Raw genomic sequence first — 13,201 nt, 5'->3', positions numbered from 1 at the left:
CTCCGGCCTAAACCGGCCTCAAGCCTTCTCCAAACAAAAAACCCGCCGAAAAATCGACGGGGTTTGTCAGCGGTCTGGATGGCCGGAGCTGAGCTCCGGCCATTTTGCTTAGTCCAATAATTTCTCGGCCGATTTCGCCACGAGCTGCGACCGCTTGCGCGGGCCGCGCTCGACGAACAACAGGCTCTGGCCGAAGATGAAGCAGTAGAACAGGAAGGCCTGCGCCTCGGCCTCCTCAGCTTCCAGTCCGGTCGCGCGATAGAGCTCGGCCACATGCTTGAGCCGCGCCGCATCCACGCTCGCGACCGCAGCCGCTGCGCTCTCGTCCGAGCGCGCCCATTGCCGGATCGCAAGCTCGATCGCCATGCCTTCCGGATTGAGCCGCTCGGAATAAAGCTGGATCACCGCCTTCAGCCGCTCGCGGGGGTCTTGCCCGTCGAGGCTGGTCTGCTGCGCGATGGAGGTCGTGCGCCCCTCGCGCCAGTGCACCAGCATGGCCTCGAGCAGCGCGGCGCGATCGGCGAAGCGGCGGTAGAACCCGCCTTTGGTGACGCCGAGACTCTTGGCGAGCAACTCGACCCGAACGCCCTCGACGCCGGCGCGGGCGAGCTCCTTAAACCCGGCCTCGACCCAGATATCGCCCTTGCGGTCGTTCATGAACGAAGCCTCACCCGTTTTTTGATACGCTGCCGTATTGCTACAGTGCCTGCCGCTTGATACGCTACCGTATCAAGATCAAGAACACGGGCCAGGGCAGGACATGACCATGGAGCACGAGGCGACCTATCGCGAGGCTGCGCAGCGCTATCTTGTCGAACCGGCCGAGGCTTGAGCCATGGCTGCGTTCGAGCCGAAAAACCCCGGCTATCGTGCGGCGGCCGTCGCGATGTTCGAACGCCAGCCGGCGATGCGTACGCTCGGCATCGTCATCGTCCGCCTCTCGCCGGGCGAGGTCGAGCTGGCCATGCTGCATTCGGCAGACTTCACGCAGCAGAACGGTTTTGTCCACGCCGGCATCATCACGGCGGGGCTCGACAACGCCTGCGGCGTTGCTGCCTTCACGCTGATGCCGTCCGAGGCCGATATCCTCACGGTCGAGTTCAAGACCACGCTGCTCGCCCCCGCCCGCGGCGAGCGCTTCGTCTTCAAGGCCGAGGTGGTCAAGCCCGGCCGGACGCTCACCTTCTGCGAAGCCAGAGCCTTTGCCGAGCACGAAGGCAAGACCACGCTGATCGCCACCATGACCGGAACGCTGATGGCGATGCTGCCGCGCGTTGGTGCTTCGCACGAACCGCGCGGCCTCCGCGCCCAGCAGTGATTGACAAGCCCTGCGGCGCATCCCTTGATGCGGCATGCTTGCGAGTCTCAGCCTTATCCTGCTCTGCCAATTGATCGGCGAGGCCGTGGTCCGTGGCCTTGGCCTGCCCGTGCCGGGGCCCGTGCTCGGCCTGCTGCTGCTTCTGATCCTGCTGCTGGCCCGCGACCGTTTTGCGCTGCTCGCGCGCGGGCCGCTCGGCAATGACGGCGTGGAATCCGCAAGCAAGGGCCTGCTGGCTCATCTTTCGCTGCTGTTCGTTCCCGCCGGTGTCGGCGTGGTGCAAAAACTCGATCTGCTCGCCTCCCATGGCATCGCCATCGTCCTGGTGCTCGCACTCTCCGTGGTCCTCACCTTGCTGGCCACCGTCCTGACCTTCCGCCTGGTCAGCCGCCTGTTGAAGCAGCAGGACGCGCAATGAAGGACGATTCCTTCTCCCTCTGGGTTTACCTGTCGCAGTCGCCGCTGCTCTGGTTGACGGTGACGCTGCTGGTCTATGCGACCACGGACGCGGTGTCGCTGGCGACGCGGCGGCATCCGTTTGCCAATCCCGTGCTGCATGCGATGTGGATCATCGGCGCGTTCCTGCTCGTGACAGGCCCGTCCTACACCACCTATTTCGCCGGCGCGCAGTTCGTGCACTTCCTGCTCGGGCCTGCCACCGTGGCGCTCGCCGTGCCGCTTTACGAAAACCGCAAGCGTGTGGTCTCCTCCATCGTGCCGATGCTGGTGGCGCTGGTCGCGGGCTCGGTGACCGCAGTGGTGTCTGTCGTTCTGCTGGCGGAGTTCGCCGGCCTTCCGCATGACGTGGTGCTGGCGCTGGCGCCGAAATCGGTCACGGCCGGCGTTGCCATGGGCATTGCCGAATCGCTGCATGCAGATCCTTCGCTGACAGCGGTTGCGGTCATCCTCACCGGTATCATGGGGGCGATTATCGTGACACCGCTGATGAACCGCACCGGCGTGACCGATTTCCGCGCTCGCGGCTTTGCCGCCGGCCTAGCCGCGCATGGCATCGGCACGGCCCGCGCATTCCAGGTCGACGAGTTCGCCGGGGTCTTCTCCGGCATCGCCATGAGCCTGAACGCTTTGGTGACCTCGTTCCTGGTCCCCTTGGTGGTGACCCTGCTGGTGCGATGACATCACCCCTGCGACTCTCTATATGGAGCGTAACAATTGCCGGTCCCTAAGCGTATTTGCGGAGATGGGACCGAAACGGGACGAGATATGGCTGGATTCAGGAATAAGGGCTTTGGGCCGACGCGGCGTGCGGCGCTGACGTTGATCGGGGCAGGCGCGTTTGCCGCTGGCGGGACGACCCTGGCGCGCGCCGCAGCGACCGGCGACGACGAGGTGCTGACCGAAGCCAAAGTGCTGCGCGACCCTGATGTTCCCGTCGCCGGTAATCCCGAGGGCAACATTAGCATCATCGAATGGTCCGACTATAACTGCCCCTATTGCCGCAAGCTCGAACCCGAGCTGCGCCAGGTCGTCCAGGACGACGGCAAGGTGAGGCTGGTCTTGAAGGACTGGCCGATCCTGGGACCCGTCTCGGTGACAGCTGCCCGGATCGCGCTCGCGGCGAAATTCCAGGACAGGTATCATCAGGCTCACGACGCCATGATGGGTGTCAGCTCGCGCCTGACCGAATCTCGTATCAACGAGCTGCTTGCATCGGTCGGCGTCGACATGGATCGTCTCAAGAGCGATCTCGCCGCGCACGGCAAGGACATCGACGCGATCCTCAAGCGCAACAACGACCAGGCCGAAGCCTTCGGCTTCCGTGGCACGCCGTCCTTCATCGTCGGCAAATACCGGGTGCCGGGCGTGCTCAGCATGAACGAGTTCGAGCAGGTCATCGCGGACGCCCGCAAGGCCAAGATGAACTGATCACGAACAAGCAAAGGCGCCGCCGCGGACCCGCGACGGCGCCTGTTCAACGTGATTGTGCTCGTTACTTCGACGAGATCCGGACCCAGTCCTTGTGCGCGCGGTCGCGCAACGCATCCCAATCGGCCTTTGCGACATCCCAGTTCACGATGGTGCGATTGGTGATTGCGACCTCACCATTCGCCACTGATGACGTCTGCATGGAGTCGTAGACATAGACGCCGCAAGCGAGCAGCAGCGCGCCCAGGATCATTCCGAAAAAAGTCTGCATGGCGAACCTCCGGTGACGGACCGATAACGTCGGTCCCGGAGCGATGGTTCCGCGACAGTGCGGCGCGGGTAAGGACACCTCGTTCATGACCCGTTCAGCCACGCCAGCAGCTCGGCGTTGATCTCGCGGGGATACGTGTGGCTGAGGTCGTCGATCTCGCGATAGGTGACGTCAGCGCCGGCCGCGGAGAGCGCGGCTTGCGTCTGCCGTGCGGTCTGTACCGGAAACATCCAGTCGAGCTTGCCGTGGGTGATGAAGACAGGCAGGCCCTGCAGACGCGCGGCGTCGGCCATCTCCGCCATCAGGGGATGGAAGGTGGCCGACACCGGTGCGAGATGCGTGAAGGGCGAGGCGCCGTCGAGTCCGCTGACATAACAGAAGGTGCCGCCGTCGCTCATGCCTGATAGCAGCATGCGTGAAGCGTCGACCGACCAGCGGCCGCGCACCCATTCGAGGATTCGCATCAGGTTGGGCGTGTCGGTGTCGTCGCCCATCAGCGCCCAGGTCTGCCCCGTCGCGGTCGGCGCCACCAGGATGGCACCAAGGCTGCGCGCATCGCGCAGCCAGCTCCACAGGAAGCCGCGGCCATTGCCGCTGCCGCCATGCAGCGCCACGACCAGCGGCCAGGCGCGACCAGCCGTATAATATTCGGGCACATAGACCGAGAAACCGCCGCGGCTGCCGGGCTCGTTGTGATTGTGGAAGATGCCGGTGTGCTCGCTGGCGCCGGCCTCGAGCCGTGCCAGCAACTCCTCATTGTCGCGATTGGCGGCATTGAGGAAGAAGTTGCTCACTGGCGGAAACTGCAGCGACAGCGGATAAAGCGCCTCCTGCGCGCGCGGTAGATGGCGCAACGCGCGGAACACCGCGACGAGATCGCCATTGCCGCGCTCGACGTCGCGGACGCCAGCAAAGGCAGCGAGCGCCTCGTTGCAGGCGCGATCCAGCCGCTCCCGCAGTCCGATGAACTGCTCCGGCCATGCGCCGATTGCTGCATGTGCGGACCGCAGCGCATCATCCGGCGCGCCGATTGCGTTCATCACCGAGCCGAACGCCGGCGGATGCAAATGCCGGGCGAAGTAGCCGAGCGCTTCCAGCGCATTGAGCAGCGGCGGCAGCACGGCCACAATGTCGTCAACGACGGCCTCGGTCATTGCGGCGTCCTTTGACTGGATCAGTGCAGCTTCGGCGCCTTCAGAAGCTTGAAGCGGTCGGTCGACGTCACCGTGACGTCGAAGGTGACGCCGTCATGATGCACGGTCAGCGGCACGTCGACGCCGGCGGCGCCAAGCGACCACATCTTCCTGTAGAAAGCAGCCTGGCTTGTAACCTTCTCGCCAGCGACCGCCAGGATGACATCTTCGCTCTTGAGCTCGGCGCGCGCGGCCGGTCCGTTGGCGGAGATGCCGATCACCACCACGCGGTTGTCGATCTCGGTCGAATAGAGCCCCAGCCACGGCCGTGCCGGCTTGTTGACGCGACCGAATTTGCGCAAATCATCGAGGATCGGCTTCAAAAGGTCGATCGGCACGATCATGTTGACATGCTCGGCCTTGCCGTCGCGTTCACGCTGGAGCTGAAGCGAACCGATGCCGATCAACTCGCCGCGCTCGTTGATCAGCCCCGTGCCGCCCCAATTTGGATGAGCGGGGTAGGTGAACAAGGCCTCGTCGAGCAGATACTCCCAGTAGCCGGCGAACTCCTGCTTGGCGACGATCCGGCTTGCAAGCGATCGCGTCCGCCCGCCGGCGCCGCCGACCACGACGCGGTCGCCGAGCCTGATATCAGCCGACGAGCCGAGCGGCAGCGGTTCGATGTCGAGCTGGCCGAGCGCTTGCACCAGCCCGAACCCGGTGACGGCATCGAAGCCGAGCACATGTCCCTCCACTACGCGTCCGTCGCCGAGGTGAAGCCAGACCGATTCCGCTTCGGTGATGAGATAGCCGATGGTCAGCACCAGCCCGTCGTCGATCACGACGCCGTTGCCGGCGCGCTCGGTGCCGAGCGTTTCGGCGCTGAAAGCGTCCGACGGGATGATGGCATGCAGGCCGACGACGGAGGCGAGCGCCCGGTCAAGATCGAAGCCGTAATCGCTCGCCCGGGGCTGGTGCGCCGGCGGCACTCTCCATTCGGTCAGAACGGCCATGGAGTTCTCCTGGTCAGTCATCTGCTGCGTGCGTGCGAAGCAGCAACAATCTATGCCCCACGGGCCGATCTTGAAAGACTTGATCGCAGCTATTCACGCGCCTCCGCCGTCCGTTCAGGAACCAATGTAGCTGCAGTCGGCTCGCATTGCCGGGATGTCGGCTGCCTCTCCAAGCCAATCGCGACGAGAGTGCCGGCTGGTCGTTGATAGCTGCAAGTTCCGTCTTTCCTTGCCTGGAAAATAATCATACGTGCGATGCATGCCGTTCACGAGCATGACCAGGTCCGATCCGAAGCTGAATGCGCCGGGCACGCTCGGTCAGCTCCGGCGCCTGCATGCTGCCGTGCGATTTGCATTGCCGCAGCGGCATGCAGTCACCGTGATCATGCTGCTGGTGCTCGCGGTTGCCGCCATCAATGCCTTCGAGCCGCTTGTGCTCAAATGGGTGTTCGATCAGCTCACCGATCTGCAGCAAGCCGGCGCGATCCTGACCGGCATGTTGCTGCTGCTCGCCTTCGCCGTTTGCCGGGAAGCAATGGACGGCTTTGCCAATTGGCTGACATGGCGGACCCGGATCGGGCTGCAATATGCGCTGCTGGAGGCAACCATCGGCAAGCTGCACCGCATGCCGCTGCGGATCCAGCGCAGCGAGGGCATTGGCGCGATCATGACGCGGCTGGACCGCAGCATTCAGGGATTCACCTCGGCCGTCGCGCTGATCCTGTTCAGCATCCTGCCTTCGCTGATCTTCCTCGTGCTCGCGATCGCGATCATGTTTCGGCTGGAATGGCGGCTCGCTCTGCTAGTTCTCGCCTTCGCCCCGCTGCCCGCCGCCATCGCGGCCTTTGCCGGACCCGAGCAGATGCATCGGGAGCGCACGCTGCTCGACCGCTGGGCCAGGATCTATTCACGCTTCAACGAGGTGTTGTCCGGAATCGTCATCGTGCGCAGCTTCGCCATGGAGGACGTGGAGAAGTCGCGCTTTCTCGGCGACGTCGCGGCCGCCAACCGGGTGGTGATCAAAGGCGTCGCCGTCGACGCCGGCTATGCCTCGGCCAGCAATCTCGCGGTTGCGCTGGCGCGGCTCGGCGGGCTGGCGCTCGGGGCTTATTTCGTCGTGCAGGGAGAAATCACGGTCGGTACCGTGGTTGCCTTCCTCGGCTATATCGGCGGCCTGTTCGGTCCGGTGCAGGGGTTGAGCGGCGTGTATTCCAGCTTGCGCAAGGCCTCCGTCTCGCTCGACGAGATCTTCGGCATCCTCAACGTCCAGGAACATCTCGGCGATTCCGCCGGCGCGATCGATCTGCCCGACGTCAAGGGCGAGGTCAGCTTCGAGAACGTGCATTTCCGCTACGAGCAGCCGCAGCGTCCGCTGCTGGATGGCCTGACGCTACGCGCCGCGCCCGGCGAGACGGTTGCCATCGTCGGGCCGAGCGGCTCCGGCAAGACGACGCTGATGGCGCTATTGATGCGCTTCTATGATCCGCTGGAAGGCCGCATCACCATCGACGGCCTCGATCTGCGCGGAATCAAGCAGAGCTCCCTGCGCCGGCACATCGGGGTCGTGCTCCAGGATCCGTTGCTGTTCAACGACAGCATCAAAGCCAACATCGCCTACGGCCGGCCGGACGCAACCGACGCCGAGATCGAGTCCGCGGCGAGGGCTGCGCATGCGCACGACTTCATCATGCGCCTGCCGGATGGTTACGAGACGCGCGTCGGCGAACGCGGCGGCCTGCTGTCGGTCGGCGAACGCCAGCGCATCACCATTGCGCGGGCGCTTCTGAAGAATCCGCCGATCCTGGTGCTGGACGAAGCGACCTCCGCACTCGATGCGGAATCGGAGGAAGCGGTTCAGACCGCAATCGAGCAGTTGGTCGCTGCACGCACCACTTTCGTGATCGCGCATCGGCTGTCGACGGTGGTCAATGCCGACCGCATCATCGTGCTGAAGGAGGGCCGCATCGTCGAATCCGGTCGTCATGGCGACTTGATGCGGCAGAACGGTTACTACGCCTCCCTGGTCCGCCGCCAGCACCGCGGGCTGATCGACAACGATATCGATCCCTCGGCCATTCCCGCGGCGGGATAAGCGAGCGAAGCTTCCTCTTTCCTTCAGGAACTTACCGGCATAGCCTGCGTTCCCTAGAGCTTGCGGTCCAATCCAGGCAAGGGGGATCCATGGTCAGGCTCGGTGTGGTGCGGGGCGCGCTCCCCGGGACGGAGGCGCCGTCGCGGCTGTGGCGGTTTTGTCGAAGCGCCGGAGGATATTGGCGCGGCAAAGGCTCTGGCCTTGCTTGGCTGGTCACCATCAGCATGGTTGCAGTGGTGCTTGCGAGCCTCGGCATCACCTACGGTCTCAACCTCTGGAATCGCCATTTCTACGACGCACTCGGCGCCAAGGATGCCGCCACCGCACTGCATCAGGCGGTGTTGTTTCCCCTGCTGGTCGGCCTCTATTTAGCGCTGTGCGTGTTCGCGATGTGGGCGCGCATGACCATGCAGCGCACCTGGCGCGCATGGCTGAACGCGCATCTCCTCGGCCGCTGGCTCGCGCACAGCCGCTTCTACAAGCTCGAACTCATCGGGGGAGACCACAAGAACCCCGAGCATCGCATCAACGATGACCTGCGCATCGCCACCGAAATGCCGGTGGATTTCGTGTCCGGGCTTGTCACCGCGCTGCTGTCGGCGGCGACTTTCATCGTCGTGCTCTGGAATGTCGGCGGCGCGCTCAGGCTCGAGGTCGGCGGCCATGTGCTCGACATTCCCGGCTTCCTGGTGGTCGCGGCCGTGCTTTACGCCCTGATCGTCAACGGTTCGATGCTGGGGGTGGCGTTCCGCTTCATTCCGCTGACCGAGCAGAAGAACCAGGCGGAGGCCGAATACCGCTACGCCCTGACCCGTGTGCGCGAGAATGCGGAGAGCATCGCTCTGCTCGGCGGCGCCGACGCCGAAGCCGAGCGGCTCGATCGTGGGTTCGGAACGGTGGTCGCGCGCTGGCTAGATCTCATGGGCCAGCACATGCGCGCCGTGATCGTGCAGCAAGGCAGCGCGCAGCTTTGCGGCGTCGTTCCGATCCTGTTGTGCCTGCCGCGCTATTTCGACGGCAGCATGTCGCTTGGTGCCATCATGCAGGTGGCCTCGGCCTTCACCATCGTCCAGCATGCGCTGAGCTGGTTCATGGAGAACTACACCAGGCTTGCCGACTGGACGGCATCTGCGCGGCGCGTCGGCGCCTTGATGCTTGCGATCGACGAGCTCGAAGCGGCGGAATCCGGGCGTGCCGCATGCATCGCGCACCGCGAGGACGGGCAGACGGCGCTGCACCTCAGGGATGTCGTCGTGGCGCTCGAGAACGGCACGCCGATCGTGCGCGGCGCAAATGTGAGCGTCAGGGCCGGCGAGCACGTGCTGATCGCAGGAGAGTCCGGCTGCGGCAAGAGTTCGCTGGTCCGCGCAATTGCGGGCTGCTGGCCCTGGGGCGGGGGCAGCATTACGCGGGCCTCGGGGCAGCGCGTGCAGGTCGTGCCGCAGCGTCCTTACATTCCGTTCGGTACGTTGCGCGATGCCATCACGTATCCACGGCCTTCCACCGAGATTGCGGGCGAGGAGCTGTCCCGGGTGCTTGTCCTGGCTGGCCTCGGTCAGTTCGCTGGCCGGCTCGATCATGTTGCGGCCTGGGATCGCACCTTGTCCGAAGGGGAGAAGCAGCGGCTGTCGATTGCGCGGCTGCTGCTGCATCGCCCCGACGTCATCGCGCTGGACGAGGCAACGTCGGCGCTGCATGTCCAGGGACAGGCCGAGCTGATGGCGGTGATCGCGCGCGAGCTGCCGCAGGCAACGATCATCAGCGTCGGGCACCGCCCCGAGCTCGAGGCCTATCATGACCGCAAGCTCACGATTTTGCGGCGGCCCGACGGTGCGGTGATCGCGGCCGATCAGCCGATCCATCGCGGCCTGGAGGCGGCCGAGTAGATAGCGGCTGCATCGTGTCCCGCCAATGGCGATTGCATGGCTGATCTCCTGCCTTACGCTGGCCGCGGCGGCCCCGAGCTGCTAACCATTGCCGCTTCGTTTGACCAAGGGATCACGGACCGAAGCAATGGACAATCGCAGCGACATCTGGCGTGGCATCGACACGATCAAGGGGCGTTTCATCGACCTCAGTGACAGGGTCTGGGGCATGCCCGAAGTCTGCTACACCGAGGCGCGCTCCGCCGCCGAGCATCTCGCTGAATTGCGCCACCAGGGTTTCCGCATCACCGAGAAGGTCGCGGGCATTCCGACGGCTGTGATGGGCGAATGGGGCGAGGGCGGTCCGGTCATCGCTTTCATGGGCGAGTATGACGCGCTGCCGGGCCTCAGCCAGGAGGCTGGAATTGCCGAGCACCGCCCGATCGAGACCGGTGGCCACGGCCATGGTTGCGGCCACAATCTGCTCGGCTCGGCGGCACTGCTCGCGGCGACCGCGGTCAAGGATTGGCTCGCCGAACACAAGGTGCCCGGTCGCGTGCGCTATTACGGCTGTCCGGCGGAAGAGGGCGGCGCCGCAAAGGCCTTCATGGTGCGCTCGGGCGCGTTCGAGGACGCTGATATTGCGATCACCTGGCATCCGCACAGCTTCTGGGAAGTCGCGGTGACGCCGTCGCTCGCCAATACCCGCGCCGACTTCATCTTCACCGGCCGCACCTCGCATGCGGCGGCCTCGCCCCACCTCGGCCGCTCCGCGCTCGACGCGGTCGAGCTGATGAATGTCGGTGTGAACTACATGCGCGAGCACATGCCGAGCGATGCGCGCGTGCATTACGCGCTGCTCGATACCGGCGGCATCGCGCCCAACGTGGTGCAGGCCCATGCGCGCGTGCGCTATTCCATTCGCGCGCGCGACCTTCCCGGCATGAACGAGCTGGTCGGGCGCGTCAGCAAGATCGCGGAAGGCGCGGCTTTGATGACCGAGACCAAGGTCGAGATGAAGATCATCTCCGCCGTCTCCAACATCCTGCCCAACACGCCGCTTGAGCAGGCGCTTCATCGGGTCATGGAAGAGCTCGGACCGCCGCATTTCGACGACACCGACAAGGGCTTTGCCAGCCAGATCCGCGGGACGCTGACCGACAAGGACATCGCGTCGGTCTATTACGCGATCGGCATGGAGCCGACCGATCGGCCGCTGGCCGACTTCCTGGTGCCGCTCGACGCCAAGCGCAACCCGCTGGTCGGCTCGACCGACGTCGGCGATGTGAGCTGGGTGGTGCCGACCGTGCAGGTTCACGCACCAACGGTTGCAATCGGCACGCCTTTCCACACCTGGCAGGTGGTGGCACAGGGCAAGAGCCCGCATGCCCACAAGGCAATGGTGCAGGCAGCCAAGGCCATGGCCGGCCTCGGCATCAAGGCGCTGACTGAACCGGAGCTGATCAAGGCTGCGAAGGCCGATCTGACGAAGCGGACCGCCAAGACGCCTTATGTCTGCCCGCTGCCGGACCACGTCGCGCCGCCGCTCAATATGTCCGTAGCGTAGAATTCCATCTCGATACTTCGTCTGATCTGAAGAACAAATTTTCCGCAGTGCAACTTGCTTTCCGGCGGATTTTGCCGCCGGAATGCCGAACTGTTGGGCTGCGAAACGAAGTTTTGCTCAACAGAAAGCCAGAAGACCGTTTGCATACACACGGTCGCAGTTGACGTGCGGCCTATTCAGTGTGCCATCTACGGCCAGTCAAAACCCGGCGGCCGTCCCGCGGCCGCCCGCATCCATACGGGAACCAGACGGGGGACAACCATGCTGGACAAAGAACTGCGTTCGATGATCGGTGACGTGAAGGACGGGCGGATGGATCGCCGCGCCTTCATCACGCGCATGGCCGCGGTCGGCCTCACCGCGCCGCTCGCCAACCAGCTCCTCTCGATCGGCGGCGTCGCCATGGCCCAGAGCCCCGCCCCCTATCCGCCGACCAAGCGTGGGGGTGGCGGTCCGCTCAAGCTGCTGTGGTGGCAGGGGCCGACCTTGCTCAATCCGCATTTCGCCACCGGCACCAAGGACCAGGACGGTTCGCGTCTGTTCTATGAGCCGCTCGCGAGCTGGGACGTCGACGGCAATCTCAATCCGATTCTCGCCGCCGAAATTCCGTCGACCGCGAATGGCGGTCTCGCAGCGGATGGCAAGTCGGTGACCTGGAAGATCAAGCCGGGCGTCAAATGGCATGACGGCAAACCGCTGACGGCCGACGATCTCGTGTTCACCTGGCAATACGCCAGCGATCCCGCTACAGCCGCCGTCTCCATCAGCACCTATGCCGACCTGACGGTCGAAAAGGTGGATGACCTGACCATCCGTATCCTGTTCAAGAATCCAACGCCGTTCTGGGCCAATGCCTTCGTCGGCGCATACGGCTGCGTCATCCCCAAACATCTGTTTGCGGAGTACAAGGGATCGAAATCCCGCGAGGCGCCGACCAACCTGGCCCCTGTCGGTACCGGCCCTTACACATTCGTCGAGTTCAAGCCGGGCGATCTGGTCCGCGGCAAACTCAATCCCGACTATCACATGCCCAATAGGCCGTATTTCGACACGATCGACATGAAGGGCGGCGGCGATGCCGTCTCCGCGGCACGCGCCGTGATCCAGACCGGAGAATTCGATTTCGCCTGGAACATGCAGGTCGAGGACGAGGTGCTGCTGCGCTTGGAGAAGGGCGGCAAAGGCAAGACGGTTTATGCCACCGGTGGCGACATCGAGTTCATCGCGATCAACTTCACCGACCCCAACACGGAAGTCGACGGAGAGCGATCGTCGATGAAGACCAAGCACCCGATCCTGTCGGATCCGAAGGTACGCAAGGCACTGGCACTCCTCGTCGACCGCGACTCGGTCAAGAAGGCGATTTACGGTCGCGCCGGACGCACCACGGCGAACTATCTCAACGGTCCCGAGAAGTTCGTCTCCAAGAACACCTCTTGGGAATTCAGCGTCGAGAAGGCGTCGAAGATGCTCGATGAGGCCGGCTGGAAAGTCGGTGCGGACGGCATCCGCGAGAAGGACGGAAAGAAGCTGAAGCTGCTCTACCAGACCTCGACCAACGGTCCTCGGCAGAAGACCCAGGCCATCGTCAAGCAGGCCTGTCAGAAAGCCGGGATCGACGTCGAACTCAAATCCGTCGTCGCCTCGGTGTTCTTCTCGTCCGACGTCGCCAACCCCGACACCTACTCGAAGTTCTATTCCGACATCGAGGAATTCCAGATTCCGATGACCCAACCGGATCCGGCCCTGCATATGAGGCGCTATGTCTCCGCCAATGTCGCCACCAAGGAGAACAAGTGGCAGGGCCCGAATTTCCCGCGTTATGTCAACAAGGAGTACGACGACGCGATTGCTGCGGCCGAGACCGAGACCGACCTGGTCAAGCGCGCGGCCCTCTACATCAAGTGCAATGACCTGTTGTGGCAGGATACCGTGTTCATTCCAGTGATGCACCGCCTGACCGTGGATGCCTGCTCCACCTCGCTGAAGCCGGTGGTCTCGGGCTGGGCCAACAGGACCGACAACATCCAGGACTGGTACCGGGAGGCTTGATCG

General features: G+C 64.2%; 12 protein-coding genes. 8 read left to right on the top strand and 4 right to left on the bottom strand.

The features are described 5' to 3' along the window. Nucleotides 1-108: 108 nt before the first annotated feature. Nucleotides 109-657: a TetR/AcrR family transcriptional regulator gene (locus IF809_RS31595; protein WP_128968628.1), complete on the bottom strand. Its 549-nt coding sequence runs from the start codon at nt 655-657 to the stop codon at nt 109-111. A 178-nt stretch (nt 658-835) separates the two neighbouring features. Here IF809_RS31595 and IF809_RS31590 point away from each other — a divergent pair, with 178 nt between their 5' ends. From IF809_RS31590 to IF809_RS31575, 4 genes are all read left to right on the top strand, one after another. Then, a complete protein-coding gene (locus IF809_RS31590) occupies nt 836-1,318 on the top strand; it encodes a PaaI family thioesterase (RefSeq protein ID WP_128968627.1) in 483 nt (160 codons plus the stop codon). Between the two features lie 34 nt (nt 1,319-1,352). Beyond that, nucleotides 1,353-1,736 (top strand): CidA/LrgA family protein, encoded by a 384-nt coding sequence (locus tag IF809_RS31585; protein ID WP_128968626.1) that lies wholly within the window; start codon nt 1,353-1,355, stop codon nt 1,734-1,736. Continuing rightward, nucleotides 1,733-2,455 carry an LrgB family protein gene (locus IF809_RS31580; protein WP_462839484.1) on the top strand — a complete coding sequence of 241 codons (723 nt, stop codon included), beginning with the start codon at nt 1,733-1,735 and terminating at the stop codon, nt 2,453-2,455. Before IF809_RS31585 ends, IF809_RS31580 begins: the two co-directional genes overlap by 4 nt. An 87-nt stretch (nt 2,456-2,542) precedes the next feature. Then, nucleotides 2,543-3,205: a DsbA family protein gene (locus IF809_RS31575; RefSeq protein WP_462839483.1), complete on the top strand. Its 663-nt coding sequence runs from the start codon at nt 2,543-2,545 to the stop codon at nt 3,203-3,205. Between the two features lie 64 nt (nt 3,206-3,269). Here the strand turns inward: IF809_RS31575 and IF809_RS31570 are convergent, their stop codons facing one another. The 3 genes from IF809_RS31570 to IF809_RS31560 all read right to left on the bottom strand — a co-directional run bounded on the left by IF809_RS31570 (nt 3,270) and on the right by IF809_RS31560 (nt 5,622). Further along, nucleotides 3,270-3,476 (bottom strand): hypothetical protein, encoded by a 207-nt coding sequence (locus IF809_RS31570; protein ID WP_128968623.1) that lies wholly within the window; start codon nt 3,474-3,476, stop codon nt 3,270-3,272. A gap of 83 nt (nt 3,477-3,559) precedes the next feature. Then, nucleotides 3,560-4,630 carry a carboxylesterase family protein gene (locus tag IF809_RS31565; RefSeq protein WP_462839482.1) on the bottom strand — a complete coding sequence of 357 codons (1,071 nt, stop codon included), beginning with the start codon at nt 4,628-4,630 and terminating at the stop codon, nt 3,560-3,562. Nucleotides 4,631-4,650: 20 nt separating this feature from the next. Continuing rightward, nucleotides 4,651-5,622: a S1C family serine protease gene (locus IF809_RS31560; protein ID WP_462839481.1), complete on the bottom strand. Its 972-nt coding sequence runs from the start codon at nt 5,620-5,622 to the stop codon at nt 4,651-4,653. 274 nt (nt 5,623-5,896) lie between these two features. On the opposite strand from IF809_RS31560, the gene IF809_RS31555 reads away from it, so the two are divergent. The 4 genes from IF809_RS31555 (at nt 5,897) to IF809_RS31540 (ending at nt 13,198) form a co-directional block, all read left to right on the top strand. After that, nucleotides 5,897-7,714 carry an ABC transporter ATP-binding protein gene (locus tag IF809_RS31555; protein WP_462839480.1) on the top strand — a complete coding sequence of 606 codons (1,818 nt, stop codon included), beginning with the start codon at nt 5,897-5,899 and terminating at the stop codon, nt 7,712-7,714. A gap of 89 nt (nt 7,715-7,803) precedes the next feature. After that, the gene (locus tag IF809_RS31550; protein ID WP_462839479.1) at nt 7,804-9,600 is read left to right on the top strand and encodes an ABC transporter ATP-binding protein/permease; all 1,797 of its coding nucleotides are present in this window, start codon (nt 7,804-7,806) and stop codon (nt 9,598-9,600) included. Between the two features lie 127 nt (nt 9,601-9,727). Continuing rightward, complete coding sequence (locus tag IF809_RS31545; protein WP_128968618.1) at nt 9,728-11,146, top strand: M20 family metallopeptidase; 1,419 nt, start codon at nt 9,728-9,730, stop codon at nt 11,144-11,146. A gap of 261 nt (nt 11,147-11,407) precedes the next feature. Further along, nucleotides 11,408-13,198 carry a peptide ABC transporter substrate-binding protein gene (locus tag IF809_RS31540; protein WP_128968617.1) on the top strand — a complete coding sequence of 597 codons (1,791 nt, stop codon included), beginning with the start codon at nt 11,408-11,410 and terminating at the stop codon, nt 13,196-13,198. Nucleotides 13,199-13,201 lie beyond the last annotated feature (3 nt).

The organism is Bradyrhizobium sp. UFLA06-24, from assembly GCF_054967145.1.
This window is presented reverse-complemented; position numbering and strand designations above follow the sequence as displayed.

Coding starts and splice junctions, on each gene's coding strand:
- IF809_RS31540 (WP_128968617.1), top strand. CDS start 11,408: ATGCTGGACAAAGAACTGCGTTCGATGATCGGTGACGTGAAGGACGGG.
- IF809_RS31555 (WP_462839480.1), top strand. CDS start 5,897: ATGACCAGGTCCGATCCGAAGCTGAATGCGCCGGGCACGCTCGGTCAG.
- IF809_RS31545 (WP_128968618.1), top strand. CDS start 9,728: ATGGACAATCGCAGCGACATCTGGCGTGGCATCGACACGATCAAGGGG.
- IF809_RS31595 (WP_128968628.1), bottom strand. CDS start 657: ATGAACGACCGCAAGGGCGATATCTGGGTCGAGGCCGGGTTTAAGGAG.
- IF809_RS31560 (WP_462839481.1), bottom strand. CDS start 5,622: ATGGCCGTTCTGACCGAATGGAGAGTGCCGCCGGCGCACCAGCCCCGG.
- IF809_RS31575 (WP_462839483.1), top strand. CDS start 2,543: ATGGCTGGATTCAGGAATAAGGGCTTTGGGCCGACGCGGCGTGCGGCG.
- IF809_RS31580 (WP_462839484.1), top strand. CDS start 1,733: ATGAAGGACGATTCCTTCTCCCTCTGGGTTTACCTGTCGCAGTCGCCG.
- IF809_RS31570 (WP_128968623.1), bottom strand. CDS start 3,476: ATGCAGACTTTTTTCGGAATGATCCTGGGCGCGCTGCTGCTCGCTTGC.
- IF809_RS31550 (WP_462839479.1), top strand. CDS start 7,804: ATGGTCAGGCTCGGTGTGGTGCGGGGCGCGCTCCCCGGGACGGAGGCG.
- IF809_RS31590 (WP_128968627.1), top strand. CDS start 836: ATGGCTGCGTTCGAGCCGAAAAACCCCGGCTATCGTGCGGCGGCCGTC.
- IF809_RS31585 (WP_128968626.1), top strand. CDS start 1,353: ATGCTTGCGAGTCTCAGCCTTATCCTGCTCTGCCAATTGATCGGCGAG.
- IF809_RS31565 (WP_462839482.1), bottom strand. CDS start 4,630: ATGACCGAGGCCGTCGTTGACGACATTGTGGCCGTGCTGCCGCCGCTG.